General features: G+C 73.0%; 18 protein-coding genes and 1 riboswitch. Of the genes, 9 read left to right on the top strand and 9 right to left on the bottom strand.

Features of this window, described 5'->3' with window-relative positions; genetic code table 11:
• Positions 1 to 50: 50 nt before the first annotated feature.
• Together C1I95_RS06200 and C1I95_RS06195 are read left to right on the top strand one after the other, a co-directional pair.
• A complete protein-coding gene (locus C1I95_RS06200; RefSeq protein ID WP_199523624.1) occupies positions 51 to 2,510 on the top strand; it encodes a glycoside hydrolase family 65 protein in 2,460 nt (819 codons plus the stop codon).
• A 60-nt stretch (positions 2,511 to 2,570) separates the two neighbouring features.
• Positions 2,571 to 4,178: a potassium/proton antiporter gene (locus tag C1I95_RS06195; RefSeq protein WP_111212795.1), complete on the top strand. Its 1,608-nt coding sequence runs from the start codon at positions 2,571 to 2,573 to the stop codon at positions 4,176 to 4,178.
• A 69-nt stretch (positions 4,179 to 4,247) separates the two neighbouring features.
• Here the strand turns inward: C1I95_RS06195 and C1I95_RS06190 are convergent, their stop codons facing one another.
• Entirely contained in the window at positions 4,248 to 4,625 is a 378-nt protein-coding gene (locus C1I95_RS06190; RefSeq protein WP_199523623.1) for a sensory rhodopsin transducer, read from the bottom strand.
• Positions 4,625 to 5,842, bottom strand: a complete 1,218-nt coding sequence (locus C1I95_RS06185; RefSeq protein WP_111212793.1) for a D-arabinono-1,4-lactone oxidase — start codon at positions 5,840 to 5,842, stop codon at positions 4,625 to 4,627. Before C1I95_RS06185 ends, C1I95_RS06190 begins: the two co-directional genes overlap by 1 nt.
• A gap of 181 nt (positions 5,843 to 6,023) precedes the next feature.
• Between C1I95_RS06185 and C1I95_RS06180 the strand changes: the two genes are divergently transcribed.
• Positions 6,024 to 6,785 (top strand): zf-HC2 domain-containing protein, encoded by a 762-nt coding sequence (locus C1I95_RS06180; RefSeq protein WP_111212792.1) that lies wholly within the window; start codon positions 6,024 to 6,026, stop codon positions 6,783 to 6,785.
• Positions 6,786 to 6,884: 99 nt separating this feature from the next.
• Here C1I95_RS06180 and C1I95_RS06175 read toward each other — a convergent pair whose 3' ends face one another.
• The 5 genes from C1I95_RS06175 to C1I95_RS06155 form a co-directional block, all read right to left on the bottom strand.
• A complete protein-coding gene (locus tag C1I95_RS06175; protein WP_111212791.1) occupies positions 6,885 to 7,448 on the bottom strand; it encodes a sigma-70 family RNA polymerase sigma factor in 564 nt (187 codons plus the stop codon).
• A 119-nt stretch (positions 7,449 to 7,567) separates the two neighbouring features.
• Complete coding sequence (locus C1I95_RS06170) at positions 7,568 to 7,741, bottom strand: CsbD family protein (RefSeq protein WP_111212790.1); 174 nt, start codon at positions 7,739 to 7,741, stop codon at positions 7,568 to 7,570.
• 75 nt (positions 7,742 to 7,816) lie between these two features.
• Positions 7,817 to 10,066, bottom strand: a complete 2,250-nt coding sequence (locus tag C1I95_RS06165) for a heavy metal translocating P-type ATPase (RefSeq protein ID WP_111212789.1) — start codon at positions 10,064 to 10,066, stop codon at positions 7,817 to 7,819.
• A gap of 11 nt (positions 10,067 to 10,077) precedes the next feature.
• Positions 10,078 to 11,088 (bottom strand): DUF8832 domain-containing protein, encoded by a 1,011-nt coding sequence (locus C1I95_RS06160; RefSeq protein WP_111212788.1) that lies wholly within the window; start codon positions 11,086 to 11,088, stop codon positions 10,078 to 10,080.
• A gap of 31 nt (positions 11,089 to 11,119) precedes the next feature.
• Positions 11,120 to 11,329, bottom strand: a complete 210-nt coding sequence (locus C1I95_RS06155; RefSeq protein WP_111212787.1) for a heavy-metal-associated domain-containing protein — start codon at positions 11,327 to 11,329, stop codon at positions 11,120 to 11,122.
• Positions 11,330 to 11,443: 114 nt separating this feature from the next.
• Between C1I95_RS06155 and C1I95_RS06150 the strand changes: the two genes are divergently transcribed.
• From C1I95_RS06150 to C1I95_RS06140, 3 genes are all read left to right on the top strand, one after another.
• On the top strand, positions 11,444 to 11,740 hold the full coding sequence (locus C1I95_RS06150; RefSeq protein ID WP_111212786.1) for a metal-sensitive transcriptional regulator: 297 nt from the start codon (positions 11,444 to 11,446) through the stop codon (positions 11,738 to 11,740).
• A gap of 286 nt (positions 11,741 to 12,026) precedes the next feature.
• Positions 12,027 to 13,397: a YibE/F family protein gene (locus C1I95_RS06145; RefSeq protein WP_111212785.1), complete on the top strand. Its 1,371-nt coding sequence runs from the start codon at positions 12,027 to 12,029 to the stop codon at positions 13,395 to 13,397.
• Between the two features lie 175 nt (positions 13,398 to 13,572).
• Positions 13,573 to 13,703, top strand: a riboswitch (cyclic di-AMP (ydaO/yuaA leader).
• A 4-nt stretch (positions 13,704 to 13,707) separates the two neighbouring features.
• Positions 13,708 to 14,721 (top strand): coiled-coil domain-containing protein, encoded by a 1,014-nt coding sequence (locus tag C1I95_RS06140; protein ID WP_111212784.1) that lies wholly within the window; start codon positions 13,708 to 13,710, stop codon positions 14,719 to 14,721.
• Between the two features lie 113 nt (positions 14,722 to 14,834).
• Here the strand turns inward: C1I95_RS06140 and C1I95_RS06135 are convergent, their stop codons facing one another.
• Positions 14,835 to 15,533 (bottom strand): carbonic anhydrase, encoded by a 699-nt coding sequence (locus tag C1I95_RS06135; RefSeq protein WP_111212783.1) that lies wholly within the window; start codon positions 15,531 to 15,533, stop codon positions 14,835 to 14,837.
• Positions 15,534 to 15,736: 203 nt separating this feature from the next.
• Here C1I95_RS06135 and C1I95_RS06130 point away from each other — a divergent pair, with 203 nt between their 5' ends.
• From C1I95_RS06130 to C1I95_RS06120, 3 genes are all read left to right on the top strand, one after another.
• Complete coding sequence (locus C1I95_RS06130) at positions 15,737 to 16,072, top strand: helix-turn-helix transcriptional regulator (protein WP_111212782.1); 336 nt, start codon at positions 15,737 to 15,739, stop codon at positions 16,070 to 16,072.
• A 95-nt stretch (positions 16,073 to 16,167) separates the two neighbouring features.
• On the top strand, positions 16,168 to 16,680 hold the full coding sequence (locus C1I95_RS06125; protein ID WP_111212781.1) for a hypothetical protein: 513 nt from the start codon (positions 16,168 to 16,170) through the stop codon (positions 16,678 to 16,680).
• Between the two features lie 182 nt (positions 16,681 to 16,862).
• Entirely contained in the window at positions 16,863 to 17,651 is a 789-nt protein-coding gene (locus C1I95_RS06120) for a hypothetical protein (protein ID WP_111212819.1), read from the top strand.
• Positions 17,652 to 17,689: 38 nt separating this feature from the next.
• Here the strand turns inward: C1I95_RS06120 and C1I95_RS06115 are convergent, their stop codons facing one another.
• Positions 17,690 to 18,358, bottom strand: a complete 669-nt coding sequence (locus tag C1I95_RS06115) for a dienelactone hydrolase family protein (RefSeq protein ID WP_111212818.1) — start codon at positions 18,356 to 18,358, stop codon at positions 17,690 to 17,692.
• Between the last annotated feature and the right edge of the window lie 333 nt (positions 18,359 to 18,691).

Genomic DNA, 18,691 nt, shown 5'->3' with positions numbered 1-18,691 from the left:
CGACCGGGCCTCGGCCGCTGAAACTGCGCTGAGCCCGGTGAGGAGGCCCGGTGCGGGGTGAGCCGGACCCCGGCTGCGAATTGTGCACCGGCGGGCTGCCGGCGTCGTGGGTGCTGTCGTACACCGATGACGACCCGGCGGGCGAAGGCACCCGGGAGACCATGCTGACCCTGGGCAACGGGTACCTCGCGGCCCGGGGCGCCGCCCCCGAGGCGTCCGCCGACGGCGTCCACTACCCCGGCACCTACCTGGCCGGGTTCCACAACCGGCGGCCCGGCCCGGACGGCGGCGAGGAGAGCATCGTCAACCTGCCGAACTGGCTGCCGCTGACCTTCCGCCCCGCCGCCGGTGAGTGGTACGCCCCCGGGCGCTGCCGACGCCTGCACGAACACCGGGCGCTGGACCTGCGGCGCGGACTGTACCTGCGCGAGCTGCTGGTGCTCGACCCGGACCAGCGGCGCACCCGGATCCGGCAACGACGTCTGGTGTCCATGGCGGCACCCCACGTCGCCGCGCTGGAGACCACCCTCATCGCGGAGAACTGGTCCGGCCGCGTCGAGATCCGCTCCGGTGTCGACGGCAGCGTACGGAACGCGAACACGGTCACCGAGCCGGGCACCTGCGGCCGGCACCTGACCGGGGTCACCTGCGGTATGGACGGTACCGACGTCGTCTGGTTGACGGCGGCGACGACCGGTGCACACCAGCTGGTGGCGGTGACCGCCCGGACGACCGTCACCGGCGGCGGCCCGGCCAGCCGCCGGCAGGTGGGCGAGGCCGAGGACATCGGCCAGGTGCTGGCGCTCGACCTGCACGCCGGGGAACCGGTGGTGGTGGCGAAGACGGCCGCGGTGTTCTCGTCCCGGGACCGCGCCGTGGACGAGCCACTCGTCGCGGCCGTGGAGGAGGTGCACCGGGCCGGATCGTTCACGCAACTGCTCGCCGAGCACACCGCCGCGTGGCGGGACCTCTGGAACCGGTTCCGGTTGGACGTGGGTGAGCGGCACGCCTGGCAGTTGCCCGTACGTGTGCACACCTTCCACCTGTTGCAGACCCTCTCGCCGTACGCGGGCGACCTCGACGCGGGGGTGCCGGCGCGCGGGCTGCACGGGGAGGGCTACCACGGGCACATCTTCTGGGACGAGTTGTTCGTCTACCCGTACCTCAACCTGCGGTTTCCCGAGCTGACCCGGGCCCTGCTGGAGTACCGGCACCGCCGGCTGACCGCCGCGCGACGACAGGCGGCCAGCGAGGGCGGTTCCGGTGCGCTGTTCCCCTGGCAGAGCGGCACCAGCGGGCGGGACGAGAGCCCGTCGCGTTCCATCAACCCGGTCAACGGCGAGTGGGTGGTGGACTACACGGGCCGGCAGCCGCACGCCAACCTCGCCATCGCCTACTCCGCCTGGCGGTACTGGGAGACCACCGGTGACCTGTCGTTCCTGGCCGCGTCCGGCCTTGAGCTGCTGGTCGGGACGGCCCGGTTCTGGGCGGCGGCGGCCACCTACGACCCGGCCGACGACCGGTACGACATCCGTGGGGTGACCGGGCCCGACGAGTACCACGACGGCTATCCGGGGCGGCCGGGCCAGGGGCTGGACAACTGCGCGTACGTCAACCTCATGGTCGCCTGGGCGCTCGGCCGGGCGGCCGAGGCGTACGCGATCGTCAGCCGGCACCCCGGGGCGGTGGGGTGGCGGACGATCATCGTCGATGACGAGGAACGCCGCCGGTGGGCGCACATCGCCCGGCGGCTGCGGCTGGCGTTCGTCGCGGACGGCATCCCCGCCCAGTTCGAGGGGTACGGGGAACTCGCGGAGCTGGACTGGGACCGGTACCGACGGCGGTACGGCGACCTGCGCCTGCTGGGCTCGCTGCTACAGGCCGAGGGCGACGACCCGAACCGGTACCGGATCTCCAAGCAGGCCGACGTGCTGATGCTGCTGTACCTGTTCAGCGCGGAGGAGCTGACCGCGCTGGTGCGCCAGCTCGGCTACCCCTTCGACCCGGCCCGGATCCCCGACATCGTCGACTACTACCTGTGCCGTACCACCCACGGTTCGACGCTCAGCCGGATCGCTCACGCCTGGGTGCTGGCCCGCACGGACCGCCGCCGGTCCTGGGAGATGCTGCTCGCCGCGCTCGGCACCGACCTGGCCGATCCGGCACACAGCAGCACCCGGGAGGGCATCCACCTCGGCGCCACCGCGGGCACACTGGACATTCTCCAGCGCTGCTACACCGGGCTGGAGGTACGCGGCGACGTGCTGCGGCTCAACCCGTTGCTGCCCGACAGCCTCGACCACCTGGACTGCGTGATCCGGTACCGCAACCGGCTGATCGAGCTGCGGATCGACCACCACCACGTCCGGCTCGCCACGCCGCCGGGAGCGGATCCACCTGTCACGGTGCTGATCCGGGACCGACCGGTCGAGCTGGCGGCCGGCACCACCGTCACCGTCGGTCTGGGCCTACCGTTCACAGAGGGCAGTCACCCCGAAGCCGGGGAGTAGCCGCAGCTCGCGGGAGGGGGCGGGAAGCATGGCCCGACGTTGCGCGGAACGGGTACCACGGTGACCCTGGAGCAGGTCGACCTGCTGATGCTCGCCGTGGCCGCGACGGTGCTGGTCAGCGTCACCGCGGCACGAGTCGCCTCCCGGGCCGGGGTGCCGATGCTGCTGGCGTACCTCGGGGTCGGGCTGCTGCTCGGCGAGAGCGGGCTCGGGCTGCGCTTCGACGATGCCGCGCTGGCCCAGACGCTCGGTACGGCGGCGCTCGCGGTGATCCTGGTCGAGGGCGGCCTGACCACCCGGTTCGCCGACATCCGGCCGGTGCTGGCCCCGGCGACGGCGCTCGCCACCGTCGGGGTGCTGATCAGCGTCGGGGTCACCGCCCTCGGTGCGCGGCTGCTGCTCGACGTCTCCTGGCAGCTGGCACTGCTGCTGGGTGCCGTGGTGTCGTCCACCGACGCGGCGGCGGTCTTCTCGGTGCTGCGGACGCTGCCGCTGCCCAGGCGGCTGGCCGGGTTGGTGGAGGCCGAGTCGGGGCTCAACGACGCACCCACGGTCATCCTGGTGCTCGCGTTCAGCGCCGCCGGCCTGACCGCGACCAGCCCGCTGGAGCTGCTCGCGCAGCTGATCTACGAGCTCGGCGTCGGTGGCGCGGTCGGCCTCGCGGTCGGCACCGCCGGGGTGTGGTTCCTGCGTCGGCTCACCCTGCCCGCCTCCGGCCTGTACCCGATCGCCACCTTCGCCTGTGGCATCCTCGCCTTCGCCGTCGCCGGGCTCGCCCACGCCAGTGGCTTCCTCGCCGCCTATCTCGCCGCGCTGATCCTGGGCAACGGCCGGCTGGCCCACCGGCGGGCCACCGTGTCGGTGGCCGAAGGGTTCGGCTGGATCGCCCAGATCGGCCTGTTCGTCATGCTCGGCCTGCTGGCCGAACCCGGCGAGCTGCCCAGCGCGATCCTGCCCGCCCTGGCCGTCGGCTCGGTGCTGCTGCTGCTCGCCCGGCCGCTGTCGGTGCTGCTCACCCTGCTGCCGTTCAACATCCCGGTGCGGGAGCAGGTGCTGCTGTCCTGGGCCGGGCTGCGCGGTGCGGTACCGATCGTGCTGGCGACCATTCCGGTGGTCGCCGGGGTCGGTGGCAGCGAGCAGCTGTTCAACATCGTCTTCGTGCTGGTCGTCGTGTTCACCCTGCTCCAGGCTCCGGTGCTGCCGTGGCTGGCGCAGCGGCTCCGGCTCAGCACGGCCGGGCTCGGCCCGGACCTCCAGGTCGAGGCCGCGCCGCTGGACGCCATCGACGCGGACCTGCTGCACCTGAGCGTCGAACCCGGCTCGCGGATGCACGGCGTGTACCTCCGCGAGCTGCGACTGCCACCACCGGCCGCGATCACTCTGGTGGTACGCAACGGCACCGCCTTCGTGCCGGATCCGGACACCCGGCTGCGGCAGGGCGACCAACTGCTGGTGGTCACCACCTCACACGTCCGGGACCGGACGGAACGCCGCCTGCGTGCCGTCGCCCGGGCAGGCCGGCTCGCCCACTGGCACGGCGAGACCGGGGACCCGGACGGCGCGGCCGAGGTCAAGCTCTTGCCCGCCACCGTGACCGTGCCTGCGGCGCCCACCTCACCGGCGGCGGACGGACGAGCGGCCTCCGTCCTGATCGGCACCACCCGCTGACCGCCGGCCATCGCCAGGGATTCGCGAGATCCGCATGGCCGGGGGTACCCGACGTGCCGGGCGGGCAACCTAGTCGGCGGGGTGGGCCATCGTGCCGGTCAGTGCCACCGTGCCCGGGATGCGGGTGTCCTGCCGCAGGAACTGCACCACCACCGGGACCGGGGAGCGCAGCACGCAACCGTACGGGCGGTCGAGGCGTACCGCCTCCGGGTCGATCAGGTCGTTGACCCGTACGTGCCGGATCCGGCGGGCACCGACGACAAGGGGGTACGGCCCGACCGGTTCGGTGTCCGCGTAGTAGAAGAACAGTGCCAGCTCCGCCTCGGAATCGCCGGTGTTGAGCACGCACAGCTGCTCGAAGCCGGTGAACTCCGGTTCCGGCCCGCTGCCGCCGAACGGGATGTGCCCACCGGGCACCACCCACACCCGCGCCCCGAGCTGCGCCATCACGCCTCCTCCAACAGCCGGGCCAGGTCGGGAGTGAGGAACACCCCGCCCGGATCGAGGCGGCGACGGGCCGTCTGGAAGTCGTCCCACCGGGGGTAGAGGGGGCGTAGCTCGCGGGCGGTCAGCCAGTGCTTCTTGCCCCAGTGCGGCCGGCCGCCGTACTGCCGGAAGACGGCTTCCATGTCGCGGAAGTAGTCCTCGTACGGCAGCGAGGTGTTCTGCAGGCAGGCAATGGTGGCGGTGGGCCGGCCGTACGCGTTGCTGAGCCAGATGTCGTCCGCGGCGATGGTCCGCACCAGCACCCGCCAACCCACTACGCGGCGGTGCCGGCTCAGGATTCGCCGCCGGACCTCGGCGAAGCAGGCCGGAAACGCCTCCGACGGGAGCATGTACTCGATCTCCTCGAAGCGCAGCTCCCGGTGCTGCGGGATGGTCCGGTGGGTCGGCCCGACCTCGACTTCTTTGGGCTCACGCCACGGGCCGGCCGCCAGCACCCGGCGGGCCGCCCACATCCGGTCCTCCGGCCGGTCGTCCACCCTGTTCATGGTGCGGACCTGGGTCAGGTCGCTGCGCGGGTACCAGTAGAAGTCCATGTTGCGGTTGGTGTGCTGCAACTCGGCCAGATGATCCAGGGTCCACTCGACCGGTGCGCACCAGGCGCGGCGGCGCAGCTCGAAGCGGGGCTGCACGTCGAGGGTGAGCTGGGTGACCACGCCCAGCGCGCCGAGGGAGAGCCGAGCGGCGGGCAGCAGCTCGGCGTTGTCGGTCGCCGAGATGTCCAGCACCTCGCCGGTGCCGGCGACCAGCCGCACCCCGGTCACCTGGGTGGACAGGTTGCCGAAGCCGATGCCGGTGCCGTGCGTGCCGGTGGCGGTGGCACCCGCGATCGACTGGTAGTCCACGTCGCCGAGATTCTCCATCGCCAGCCCGGCGTCGTAGAGGCCCTCGCCGAGCGCCTTCAGCCGGCTGCCGCCCCAGGCGGTGGCCCGCTCCCCGTCCTGGCCGATCACCCCGGCCATCCGGTCCAGGCTGACCAGGGTCCCGTCGGTACGTACCAGTGGGCTCGACGAGTGGCCCGAGCCCACCGGCCGCAGGGTGCTGCCCGACTCGCGGGCCCGCAGCACCAGGTCGCGCACCTCGTCCTCGCCGGCGGGCTCGGCGTAGTCGCCGGGCGTGAAGGAGACGCTGCCGGACCAGTTCACGAACGGACGGGTCACCCGCAGCCTCCCTTCCCATGACGAACCGGGCGCTTACCCCAGGCCGAGCGGGGTAGTCGTAAACGGCAACCACGTACTCCGGGCCTGCACGCCTGGGCAGCCCGGGGCGGCTGCTGACCTGGGTACCCGCCGGCAGCTACCTCGCGGGAACCACGCCGGACCACGGAGCGACTATCTGTACATGGGGTGCGAGCAGTGGCGGGAGATTCTGTCGGCGCAGTTGGACGGTGAGGCGACCCCGGAGGAGCAGGGCACGGTCGCGGTGCACCTGGAAACCTGCGCCGGCTGTCGTAGCTGGCTGGACACGGCGGCGATGGTGACCCGGCGTGCGCGTACCCAGGTGGTGACCGCGCTGCCGGATCTGACCGATGCGATCCTCGCCGCCGCACCGCCACCGCGCCCCCGGCGCTGGCGCACGCTGTTCACCGGACGTGCCGCCGCGGTCACCGGGCTGCGCGCCGCGCTGGGCCTGCTCGGCGCGGTGCAGCTGGTGCTCGGGCTGGCGCAGATCGGGCGCGCCGAGGTGGCCCAGCACCTGCACGCCTCCGGCCAGCACCTGTGGCACGAGTCGGCCGCCTGGAACGTCGCGGTCGGCGCCGGGTTCCTCTTCGTCGCGCTGCGCCGGACCGCGCCCTCAGGGCTGCTGCCGATGCTCAGCGCCTTCGTGGTGACCCTCGTGCTGCTCTCGGTCAACGACCTCGTCGCCTCCCAGGTCGCCGTGGAACGCCTGGTCAGCCACGGGTTCCTGGTGGTCGGTTATCTGATCACCGTGCTGCTGGCCCGGAGCATGCGGCAACCCGGTGACCCGAGCGACCGGCAGCGGCCGGAGCGGTCCCGTTGGCGGCTGCGCCTAGACGAGGTCGACAAGCCGGCCCCGCTGCGCCTGCTGCCGCCCCACTCCGCTCAGGCCCGACACGGCCGGGACCACCGCCGCGCCGCCTGACGGGCGCAGGCTGACGGGCACCGCCTGACGGACGCCGCCTGACGGACGCCGCCTGACGGACGCCGCCTGACGGGCGCGGGCTGACGGTGCGGCTGGGCGTCAGGCGGTGCCGCCGCGACGGCGGTTGGACGTCACGGACTGCATCGCCGCGACCAGGTCCTCGCGGGCCCGGGCCACCCGGGACCGGATGGTGCCGACCGGGACGTCGCAGACCTGTGCGGCCTCGGCGTACGACAGGCCGAGCAGTTGGGTGGACACGAACGCCTCCCGACGGTCGGGGGCGAGGCCGTCGAGCAGCCCGTGGAGCACCACCTGCTCGTCCACCCCGGCACGCACCCCGGCCGGCGTCGCCTCCGCAGCCGCCTGCCAGTCGGCGAGGTTCGCCGTGCGGGGGCGGGACGTGGCGGCCCGCACCTGGTCGACCGCGACCCGGCGGGCGATGGCAAGCAGCCAGGTCCGCGCCGTGGACCGGCCGGCGAACGACGGCAGGGCACGCCAGGCCCGCAGATACGTCTCCTGGACCAGGTCGTCGACCTCCCGCACCCCGGGCAGGTGCGCCAGGAACCGCCGTACGTCGTGCTGTGTCGCCCGGACGAACGCCGCGGCGGCGGCGTGGTCGCCCCGGCCCGCGGCGAACGCGTACCCGGTTATGTCGTCGGTCACAGCTGTTGGTCGGACGGGCCCACGGATTGGTTCCCGGATGCCGGGAACCGCCGGCCGGCACCACACGAAGCGATCGCCGGGTCGACGTCGGCCGGCCCGGCGATCCGCGCGTACTCTGATCAGCTCCGGAACGCGTCCTTGATCTTCTCGCCGGCCTGCTTGACGTTGGCACGCGTCTGGTCGGCGCGTCCCTCGGCCTCCAACCGTTCGTTGTCGGTGGCCCGGCCGACGCCCTCCTTCACCTTTCCGCTGGTGTTCTCGGCGGTGTTGTTGAGCTTGTCCTCGACGCCCATGTCAGCCTCCCGGGGTTTCGGCTCAGCTTCGTACGTCGATCAGTACCCAACTGGCCGGCGGCGAACCATCCCAGCTCAGGCAAGCGGGCGGAAGCTGCGCAACCGGAGGCTGTTGGCCACCACGAAGACCGAGGAGAAGGCCATCGCCGCACCGGCGATCATCGGGTTGAGCAGTCCGGCGGCGGCCAGCGGCAGGGCCGCCACGTTGTAGGCGAAGGCCCAGAACAGGTTGCCCTTGATGGTGCCCAGCGTGCTGCGGGCGAGCCGGATGGCGTCCACCGCGGCCAGCAGGTCGTCCCGCACCAGGGTCAGGTCGGACGCCTCGATCGCCACGTCCGTGCCGGTGCCCATGGCCAGGCCGAGGTCGGCCTGGGCGAGCGCGGCGGCGTCGTTGACCCCGTCGCCGACCATCGCCACCGCTCGGCCCTCGGCCTGCAACCGGGCGACCACGTCGACCTTCTCCGCGGGCAGCACCTCCGCGATCACCTCGTCGATGCCGACCTCGGCGGCCACCGACCGGGCGACGGTGGTGTTGTCGCCGGTGAGCAGCACCGGGGTCAGGCCGAGCGCCCGCAGCCGCCGTACCGCCTCGCGGCTGGTCGGCTTGACCTGGTCGGCCACGGCGAGCATCCCCCGGGCCCGACCGTCCCAACCGACCAGCACGGCCGTCCGTCCGGCGGCCTCCGCGTCGGTCGCCGCCCGCGCGAGGTCGTCCGGTACGACCAGATCCCGCTCGCGCAGCAGCCGGGGCCGGCCCAACAGCACCTGACGACCGTCCACCGTGCCGGTCACGCCCAGCCCCTCGACGTTGGCGAAGCCGGTGACCGGCGGCAGGTCGCCCACCTCGGCGGCACCGGTCACCACCGCCCGGGCCACCGGGTGCTCGGAGCCGGACTCCAGGGCGGCGGCCAGCCGGAGCACCTCGGCGCGTTGCTCGCCGGCAGCGGGTGTCACGTCGAGCAGGGTCATCCGGCCGGTGGTCACCGTGCCGGTCTTGTCCAGCACGACGGTGTCCACCCGCCGGGTGGACTCCAGCGCCTCCGGCCCCTTGATCAGTACGCCGAGCTGGGCACCCCGCCCGGTGCCGACCAGCAGCGCGGTCGGCGTGGCCAGGCCGAGCGCGCACGGGCAGGCGATGATCAGGACCGCCACCGCCGCGGTGAACGCGGCGGCCGGTCCGGCCCCGCTGCCCAGCCACCAGCCCAGCGTGCCGGCGGCCAGTGCGATCACGATCGGTACGAAGACCCCCGAGATGCGGTCGGCGAGCCGCTGCGCGGCAGCCTTGCCGGTCTGCGCCTGCTCGACCAGCCGGGCCATCTGGGCCAGCTGGGTGTCGGCACCGACCCGGGTGGCGGTGACCACCAGCCGGCCGCCGGCGTTGACGCAGCCGCCGACCACGCTGTCGCCCACGCCGACCTCGACCGGCACCGACTCGCCGGTCACCATGCTGGCGTCGACCGCCGAGGAGCCCTCGTGCACCGTCCCGTCGGTGGCGATCTTCTCGCCGGGCCGCACCACGAACCGGTCCCCCACGGCGAGCTGGTCGACCGGGATCCGGGTCTCCACCCCGCCGCGCAGCACCGAGACGTCCTTGGCGCCCAGCTCCAGCAGGGCCCGCAGCGCCGCTCCGGCGGTCCGCTTCGATCGCGCCTCGAAGTACCGGCCGGCGAGGATGAACGTGGTCACCCCGGCCGCCGCCTCCAGGTAGATGTTGCCCGCGCCGTCGCTACGACCGATGTCGAAGCTGAACGGGTGGGTCATTCCCGGCGTACCGGCGCTGCCGAGGAACAGGGCCCACAGCGACCAGCCGAAGGCGGCCAGCGTGCCCACCGAGACCAGGGTGTCCATGGTCGCGGCGCCGTGCCGCAGGTTGACCAGCGCGGCCCGGTGGAACGGCAGCCCGCCGTAGACCACGACCGGGGCGGCCAGGGCCAGCGACAGCCACTGCCAGTAGGTGAACTGCCACGCCGGCACCATGGCCAGCGCGATCACCGGCACGCTCAGCACCACCGAGACCCACAACCGGGTACGCAGGGCGCGCAGCTCGTCCACCGGCTCGGCGGCTGCCGGTGCCGCCATGGTGGGCGGCGGTGGCAGGGTGGCGTGGTAGCCGGTCTTCTCCACCGTGGCGATCAGGTCGTCCGGAGTGACCGGGTCGCCGTACGAGACGGTCGCCTTCTCGGTGGCGTAGTTGACGGTGGCCTGCACCCCGTCCATCCGGTTCAGCTTCTTCTCGATCCGGGCGGCGCAGGAGGCGCAGGTCATGCCACCGATGGCCAGCTCGATCACATTGGCTGCCGTCGGCAGGGGTCTGCTCGTGGTCATTGCTGATCCCGTCAGTTGTGCTCGTGTCCGGGTACGCCGTGCCCGTCGTCGGGTGCGGTCCCAGGTGGCACCGGCACGCTCCCCGGGTCGCCGACGTGCACCGTGAACTCGGCGGTGCGCACCACCCCGCCGTGTTGGAAGTCGAGGTAGAGCCGGTACGCGCCAGCCGAGGGGAACTCGGCCGCGAAGGTCACCTGGGGGCCGGGCGCGGTCCGCCCGTCGCCCGGTACGCCCTCCGGGTGCACGTGCAGGTACGCGAGGTCGCCCTGCCGCAGCGCGACCAGGTGTCCGTACGCACCCAGGTACGGCTCCAGGTCGGTGACCGGTACCCCGTCGCGGCTGACGGTCAGCGCCAGCGTCGCGGTACCACCGGGCTGCGGCGTGCCGTCGAGGGTGACCGTGTAGCCGTCGACCGTGGTGCTGCTCGCCGGGGCGGGCAGCGGCCGCTCGGTCAGCTCGCCGGGGACGGTCACGTCGACGCCGAGCGTCAGTGGCTCGGCGCCGGTCGGGGTGAAGTCGGCGAACGCCCGCCACACGCCGGGACCGCCCAGCGGCGAGGCGACCCGCCAGGTGCCGTCGGCGGCCAACTCCGGGTGCACGTGCCGGAACCCGGAAAGGTCGCGCCGAGCCACGATCAGGTGCATCTTCTTGTCGTGGGCCACGTCGTACCGGGTCACCGGATCGCCGTCGGGTCCGATGATCCGGAAGGCGAACTCGCCCTCCGGCGCCCGGACCGGCAGCAGGGTGTAGCCGCGGTCGGCGACGAGCAGCCCACCGGGCAGGTGCCCGGCCGCCCCGGCGTCCGGCCCTGAGGCGTTGCCGTGCCCGGCCGCCCCGTCGTCGTGTCCTGACGCGTCGTCGTGCTCGGGCGCGGCGGAGCCGTTGTCGCCGTGGCTGTCGCCGTCGTGGCCGGTGGCGACGACCGGGGCGACGGGACCGGTCACCTGACCGACCCCGTACGCCGTCCCGAACACCACCGCGAGACCGAGCGCGAAGCCGCTCAGCTTCGTCACTGTGTTCATCGTGGCACCTCGGCTTCCCCGCCCGTCGCCGTCAGGCGCCGGCCAGCTCGTATCCGGCTTCGTCGACGGCCGCGCGCACCGCGGCGTCGTCCAGCGGCTGGTCGCTGTTGACGGTGACCCGGCCGGCGGCCAGGTCGACCTGGACCTCGTTGACGCCCGGGATCGCACCGACCTCGGCGCTGACCGCACTGACGCAGTGCCCGCAGGTCATGCCCTGCACCTGGTAGGTCGTGGTGACCATGGAACTCTCCTCTCCACGCCCGCCCCGGGGGGCCGAGCACGCTCCGGAATACCCACCGGGGGTATCCCTCTGGCGACCGTACCATACCCCCCAGGGGTAGGTTATTCTCGTGGCATGACCACACCTGCGCCGATCCGCGGCTACACCGCCAGCAAGGACCAGCTGCTCGCCCGGCTGCGCCGCGTCGAGGGTCAGGTGCGCGGCATCGAGAAGATGGTCGACGACGATCGCTACTGCATCGACGTGCTCACCCAGATCTCCGCCATCCAGGCCGCGCTGGACAAGGTCGCCCTCGGGCTGCTCGACGGGCACGCCCGGCACTGCATGCACGAAGGTGCCGCAGAGGGCCGCGCCGACGAGATGGCCAGCGAGATGATGGCCGCCGTCGGCCGCCTGATGAAGCGCGGCTGACGCGAACCGCCGACACGCGCTCGCGAACTGCGTTTTGATGTCGGGCTGGCTACGATTCGCAAACGATGGCCAGCCGAAATCCGTGCCTCCCGGCCCGCACCCGCCGTCGGGCGTATGACCCCGCCGCTCTCCGGCGGCCGTCGAGAGTCAACCCAGGGCTCACGGTACGCAGCCACCCCGCCACGTTCAGTCGAACCGCGCTGTCGATCGCGACCGTCGTACGGCGGCGCTGAACCGACTCGCGCGCTGGCACGTACTTCGCCCTGGAATCGTTGGGAGACATTGAATGGGCGCCGACCACACCCGTTCCGCTCCGCCCACCCCGCCCGGGGTGCGGCGGATCCTCATCGTGACGGTGGTCCCCCTCATCCTCGTCACCCTGGTCGCCGCCATCGTGCTCTGGCCCCGGGACGCGCCGCGCCCCGAGGCCGCCGACGACACGCCCCGCTACCACGGCACGGTCACCCGGGTGGTGACCGAAGCCTGCCCGCCCAACCCGGTGGTGCCCGAGGGCACCCCGACGACGGCACAGGGGCCGTGCGGCACGGTCACCGTACGGGTGCAGGACGGCCCGGACGCGGGCCAGGAGGTGCAGACGCCGATACCGGCCGGGCCCGGAGCACCCCGGGTCAGCACCGGTGACGACATCATCCTGGTCTCGCTGATCGACCCCGAGGATCCGTCGATCAGCAGCTACAACATCGCCGAGCACCAGCGCGGCATGTCGCTGGTGTGGCTCGCGGTGCTGTTCGCCGCCGCCATCGTCGCCTTCGGGCGGCTGCGCGGACTGGCCGCCCTGGCCGGCCTGGCGGCCAGCTTCGCCATCCTGCTCACCTTCGTGCTGCCCGGCATCAGCGCGGGCCAGCCGCCACTGGTGGTGGCTATCGTCGGCTCGGCGTTGATCATGTTCGTGGTGCTGTATCTGACGCACGGCGTTTCCGCGCAGACGTCGGTGGCGGTGCTCGGCACGCTCGGCGCCCTGGTGCTCACCGGGCTGCTCGGCCTGGCCGCGACGTCGGCCACCCATCTGACCGGCTTCGGCAGCGAGGACGCCACCACGCTGTCCATGTTCCGGGCCGACGTCGACCTGCACGGCCTGCTGCTGGCCGGCATCATCATCGGCTCGCTGGGGGTGCTCGACGACGTCACGGTCACCCAGGCCGCCGCCGTCACCGAACTGGGCCATGCCAACCCGAACTTCTCCCGCCGGGAGCTGTACCGCTCGGCGACCCGGGTCGGCCGGGCGCACATCGCCTCGGTGGTCAACACCATCGTCCTGGCGTACGCCGGTGCGTCGCTGCCATTGCTGCTCCTGCTCACCGCCGACTCTCGGGCGCTGGGGCAGATCGTGACCAGCGAGTTCCTCGCCCAGGAGATCGTCCGGAGCGTGGTGGCCACGCTCGGGCTGATCGCCGCCGTACCGCTGACCACCGCCCTGGCCGTGGTGGTGACCACCGCCGGTCGACGCCCGTCGCCCGACGGTGACGAGCGCCGCACGCCCGACGGCGACGGGCAGACCGCCGCCACGGTTTCCCGGCCGGCGACGGACCGGGCCGAGGCGCTTCGCGCACTGAGCACACCGCGCACCCGTAACACGTCCCCCGCCGCCCCGTCGGGGTGGCCCGAACCGGACAGGAGCACGGACACGACATGGTGACACTCCTCAGCGTGACCGGCGCGGCCGATGCGGCCGACGCGGCCGGCATGCGTGTCGCTGGTCACCCACCGCGATTACGAAATGACGTATCTAGACGGGTTCGAGGCGTAGAGGGCCACATCGGCTGTCGGGTAACCTCACTGCCGGTCACCGCCGAAGGCGCGCAGCGGCGCCTGCGGTGCCACCGCCCAATCGCCGTCAGGCGAGCCGGGGACCCAGGTACGTGGGGTGAATCCGCGACAGCGGTAGGGGCCACTTCCGTCCCGAACCCGTCAGCTAACCCGGTCGGCGGTCGATGGAAGGGAAGACAGTGACGGCACCCCTACGCCGCTGGCTGACACCCGTGGTGGCCGTGTTCGCCGCGTTCGCCGTGTTCGCCGGCCCCCTGCCGGCGACGGCCGCGCCGACGCCCCCCAAGCCCGCGGGGCACGACGACGACCCGCCGATGCTCAACGAGTTGATCGAGGCGACCAACCGGGACTACTCCAAGGCCAAGAACAAGCTGGAGAAGTCCAAGAAGCGGCAACTCGAACTCGCCGTCGAGGTCGGCCGCGCCCAGGCCGACCTGGACGCGCTCTCCCCCCAGGTCGCCGAGATCGCGACGCAGTCGTACCGGAGCGGCCGGGTCGGCGCGATCGCCCTGCTGCTACAGAGCAACGCCCCCGACTCGTTCATCGACCGCGCCTCCGCGCTGGACGAGCTGAACCTGTTCAACGACAAGAAGCTCGGCGAGGTCAACGCGATCAAGCACCGCGCCCAGCAGGCAAAGCTGGCGCTCGACGCCGAGGTACGCGAGCAGCAGAAGCTGACCAACGACATGGCCCGCAAGAAGAGCGACGCGGAGAAGTCGCTCCGGCTGGTCGGCGGCACCGGCCTCACCGGCGGCCTGGTGTCGGCCACCTCCCCGGTCGCCCGGGTCGGGCCGAACCGGGCGGCGGACGGCGGCTGGAAGTCCGAGTCGTGCAACCAGAACGACCCGACCACGTCAGGCTGCATCACGGCGCGCACCTTGCACATGTACAAGGAGGTCAAGCGGGCCGGCTTCAACCGGTTCGTCGGCTGTTACCGACCGGGCGACAAGTGGGAGCACCCCAAGGGCCGGGCCTGTGACTGGTCGTTGCAGAACAGCGGGTTCCGCCCCTGGTACAACAACGACATGCGGATCTACGGCAACAACCTGGCCGCGTTCCTGGTCCGCAACGCCGACCGGCTGGGCGTCTACTACGTGATCTGGAACCGGCAGATCTGGTTCCCGGCAACGGGCTGGAGTTCCTACAGCGGCCCGTCGAACCACACGGACCACGTACACGTGTCGATGCTCTGAGCGCCACCGCGCGACGCACCGAGGGCCGTTCCGCCACCCGGCGGGACGGCCCTCGCCGTCATCGAGGTGCGCCGGCGGTGCGGCCGGCGCGGTGACCGCAGCGGTGGTGTTCGTCAGGCGGCGGGTGCCACCGCGCCGGCCAGCTCGGCCGGTTCCGCGGCCACCGCCCGCACCTCACCGGCGGCCAGCCGGTACGACATGCCCACCACCGCGCACCGCCCGGCCGCCACCTCGGCGGCGAGCGCCTCGGAGGAGGCCAGCATCGCCTCGACGGTCTGCGCGATGTGGATGTCCACGATCCGGTCCAGTTCGTCGACCCCCGCGTCCTGCGCTCGACGGAGGCTGGGCACCACGGCGTCCACCACGGCACTCAGGTGACCCGGCGGGACGGTGCCGGTGGCCACCGCGTCGCGGGCCGCCTGCACGGCGCCGCACGAGTCGTGCCCGAGCACCACCACCAGCGGCGTACGCAGCACCGCCACCGCGTACTCCACGCTGCCCAGCACCTCGGGCCCGACGGTGTGCCCGGCGGTGCGGACCACGAAGAGGTCACCCAGCCCACGATCGAAGATGATCTCGGCGGCCAGTCGGGAGTCGGAGCAGCCCACGATCACCGCGAACGGGTGCTGTTCCGCCGCGACGGCGGCCCGGCGGCCGGCGTCCTGGTGCGGGTGCCGGAGCGCCCCGGTGACGAACCTCCGGTTACCGGCGATCAACTCGGCCAGCGCCCGCTGCGGGGCACCGGGAAGATCCGCCGTGAGGTACTCGCGTTCCGGCCCTGGCTGCGCGCCGAGCGGTCCGGGTCGACTCATCGGGCTGCCCCTCGTTTGTCGGTGGAATGCCTGGTCATCCCGGCCGGCACCGGTCGCGGGCTGCCATCACCGTCACACGCAGCGCAAGATACGTCAAGCTATACGTGATATGCATTTCATGTATCCCTCGACGCTTGCGTACGAGCGGGCGGGCGCGCAAATGCCACCGCGCGGCCCGGAGAACCCGAAGGGCAGGTCATACGATGGCGAGCATGGCGACCACAGGCGAGCGGGAAAGCACCCGGAACTGGACGTTCCTTACCAACCACGCGCATGTGCTGCTCGCCATCGCCCGCAACCCCACCGCCCGGCTGCGCGATGTGGCCAGCGAGGTGGGCGTGACCGAACGGGCCGCCCAGGCCATCGTCGCCGACCTGGAGGCGGGTGGCTATCTGCACCGCACCCGGGTCGGCCGGCGCAACGAGTACACCCTCAACCCGGCCGGCCGGTTCCGCCATCCGGCAGAGGCCGACCGTCAGGTCGGTGACCTGCTGGCCCTGTTCACCAAGGAGCCGGTGGGCGGCCCCGCAAAGCCCTAGCGAACGTCGGTCCACAGCGGACAGGGTGGCGCGCTTCACGATCCGCGTACCGTCGTCGCGGTGCGATCATCCGCTGACGGCGATAGGTTGGAGCCGTGCCCTCCGTCGCCTTCGCCCGTCCGATGTGGCCGGCGACGCTGCGCGCACTGCGGGAGCTGACCCGCCTGGCGCTGGCGACACTGGTGCTCGCCGTCGGCCTCGGCGGTGCCGCCGCCTCCGGTCCGCCGGACCGACCCGCCGCCGATCTCGGCACCCGGCCGGTCGCCGCCGAACCCGCCGCCCGGCCCTTCGCCGCCGAGCTTCCGGCCCGGCCGATCGCCGACAACCTCGCCACCCGGCCCCTCGCCGCCGAGCTTCCGGCCTGGCAGGTCGCCGCTACCCGACCGGTCGCCGCGACGGTCGTGGCGCACCCGGCCGCCGAGGCCGTTCGAGCGGCCGACGAGCTACCGGCCTGGCCGGTGCCGGCGCTCGCTCAGGCTGGGCCGCCGGCCCAGCACCTTGACGCCGGGCCCGGCCCGTCCGCCGCCATCCTGGCGCACCACGTCGCCGCCCCGCGTCCCACCGCCGGCCACGGCGAACCGACCCGGCGCGGCCCGCCCAGCGCCTGACCGAGGGCGGGCCGAGAGCCCACCGGGGTCACCGCACCCGGCCCGGAACGGCCGCTCGCCGCGTTCGCGGTTGACCCATCGCTCAGCCGTCCGGCCGCGCGTTTACCTGGCGAGCCCTTCCGCCCCTGCCGATTCCCGTCCACCACAGTCGACGACCCTCTTCCGACCGCGAGGTGTTGATGATGCGAACCGCACTCTCCCCCGTCCTGCTCGACGTACCCCGGGCCGCCGCGATCTGGCTGAGCCTGCTGGGCGTGGTCACGCTCGCCGTCACCGGCCTGCTGCTACGCCCCCGACACCTCCGCTTCGACGCGGGCGCCCGGATCCGCGAGGCCGCGCTGCCCAGCCGGTCGGAGCACACCGAGGAACAGCGGGACCAGGACCGCTGGGCCGAGGAGGTGACGGTGGCCGCCGGCCGGGCCGAGGCGACGGCCCGCCGCCGACGCGACGAATGGCTCGCCACACAGGACGAGGCCGAGCAGTCCTGGCAGGCGTACGAGGCGGCGGAGGCGGATGTCCGCCGGCTGTCGGGCGCCACCGGCATGCCGCTGCCGCAGACCCCGCACACCCCGGCCGAGTACGCCGACCGCGAGCGCTGGCTGCATCGGGCGGCGCTGGACGCGTACTGGCGGCGGGATCTGTCGGTCGAGCAACTCAGCGATGTCTTCGCGCACCGGGGCTGGGATCCCCGGCTGCACCCGGTCGAGCAGGAGTTGATGCTGCGCCGGGCGGTACGCGACCACCTCTTCGACCTTCAGCGGGCGGCACGGGAGCGGGAGCAGGCGGCCTGGCGGACCGCGGAACTCGCCGCGGCGGCGGCGCGCAGCCTGCGGGAGGAGGCGGTCTCCGCGCTCCTGCCGGCGGCCGAGGAGGCCGATTCGGTGCTGCCGCTGACCGTGCTCGGTGGCGCCGAGCAGACCCGGGAGATTCCCACCGCGGTCGTCGGCCGGGCGCCGGTCGCCGCGTTCTGATAACGACCTGTGGCATCTCGGGCCGGTCCGTCGGCGACTCAGGCCCGGGCGGGCTGGGGGTGCAGGTGGTCGTGGAACCAGCCGGCCGCCGCCTCGGCGACCTGCTCCAGGGTGCCGGGCTCCTCGAAGAGATGGGTCGCGCCGGGAATCAGCCGCAACTCGGCCGGGGCGGTCAGCTGACCCAACGCCTGCTGGTTGAGGGCGATGACCTCCTCGTCGAGGTCACCGACCAGCAGCAGGGTGGGGGCGCGTACCTGCCCGAGGGCGGCACCGGCGAGGTCGGGGCGGCCACCCCGGGACACCACCGCGTGCACCAGGTCCGGTCGTTGCGCCGCGGCGACCAGGGCGGCGGCGGCACCCGTACTGGCACCGAACAGACCGATCGGTGCCCCGCCGACGGGCCGCTCGGCGGCCAGCCAGTCCACGATTCCGGCCAGCCGGCCGGCCAGCAGCCCGATGTCGAAGCGCAGCTCCGCGGTGACCGAGTCCACCTCGTCCTCGTCGGGCGTGAGCAGGTCGACCAGCACGGTGCCGAGACCGCCCTCGTTGAGCGCGTGCGCGACGGCCACGTTGCGGGGACTGTGCCGGGAACTGCCGCTGCCGTGCGCGAACAGCACCACCCCGACCGGTTCGGCCGGCACCAGCAGGTCAGCCGGCAGGTCGGCGTTTCCCGCCGGGATCGTCACCGCACTGCTGCGAACGTCCATCTCGCCCTCCCGGGGTACGTCCTCACCCGCCGGGGTACCCCGACTGGCCGCCTCCACGCCGCAGCCCCGCACCCACCGCGCGTTTGTCGGCGGGGGCGTCGGGTAGCCGAGCCGGTGACCGCAGACGGACCGGCGTCACCGGCGCCGGCGACCAGATCGCGAGGACCGTCATGCCGCATCACGACCGTGAGCACCGTCAGGAAGCCGCCGAGCGCGAACGGCGGGAACAGGACATGAAGCGCGGCCGGGACTGGGCGGACGAGGCGGCCCAGGCGCGTTCGGCCGGCGATCCGCGAGCGAGAACTCCCCACGACGCCACCGGCCGCCCCTCCC

The sequence above is a fragment of the Micromonospora craterilacus genome (genome assembly GCF_003236315.1).
Classification (GTDB): Bacteria; Actinomycetota; Actinomycetes; order Mycobacteriales; family Micromonosporaceae; genus Micromonospora; species Micromonospora craterilacus.
The sequence above is the reverse complement of the archived record's forward strand: the minus strand, read 5'-3'. Positions and strand labels throughout refer to the sequence as shown.

Excerpts from the sequence above, each read along its gene's own strand:
- C1I95_RS06150 (WP_111212786.1), top strand. The coding sequence starts at position 11,444 with ATGACCACACCTGCGCCGATCCGCGGCTACACCGCCAGCAAGGACCAG.
- C1I95_RS06135 (WP_111212783.1), bottom strand. The coding sequence starts at position 15,533 with ATGAGTCGACCCGGACCGCTCGGCGCGCAGCCAGGGCCGGAACGCGAG.
- C1I95_RS06180 (WP_111212792.1), top strand. The coding sequence starts at position 6,024 with ATGGGGTGCGAGCAGTGGCGGGAGATTCTGTCGGCGCAGTTGGACGGT.
- C1I95_RS06190 (WP_199523623.1), bottom strand. The coding sequence starts at position 4,625 with ATGGCGCAGCTCGGGGCGCGGGTGTGGGTGGTGCCCGGTGGGCACATC.
- C1I95_RS06170 (WP_111212790.1), bottom strand. The coding sequence starts at position 7,741 with ATGGGCGTCGAGGACAAGCTCAACAACACCGCCGAGAACACCAGCGGA.
- C1I95_RS06160 (WP_111212788.1), bottom strand. The coding sequence starts at position 11,088 with ATGAACACAGTGACGAAGCTGAGCGGCTTCGCGCTCGGTCTCGCGGTG.
- C1I95_RS06155 (WP_111212787.1), bottom strand. The coding sequence starts at position 11,329 with ATGGTCACCACGACCTACCAGGTGCAGGGCATGACCTGCGGGCACTGC.
- C1I95_RS06115 (WP_111212818.1), bottom strand. The coding sequence starts at position 18,358 with ATGGACGTTCGCAGCAGTGCGGTGACGATCCCGGCGGGAAACGCCGAC.
- C1I95_RS06165 (WP_111212789.1), bottom strand. The coding sequence starts at position 10,066 with ATGACCACGAGCAGACCCCTGCCGACGGCAGCCAATGTGATCGAGCTG.
- C1I95_RS06130 (WP_111212782.1), top strand. The coding sequence starts at position 15,737 with ATGGCGAGCATGGCGACCACAGGCGAGCGGGAAAGCACCCGGAACTGG.
- C1I95_RS06145 (WP_111212785.1), top strand. The coding sequence starts at position 12,027 with ATGGGCGCCGACCACACCCGTTCCGCTCCGCCCACCCCGCCCGGGGTG.
- C1I95_RS06120 (WP_111212819.1), top strand. The coding sequence starts at position 16,863 with ATGCGAACCGCACTCTCCCCCGTCCTGCTCGACGTACCCCGGGCCGCC.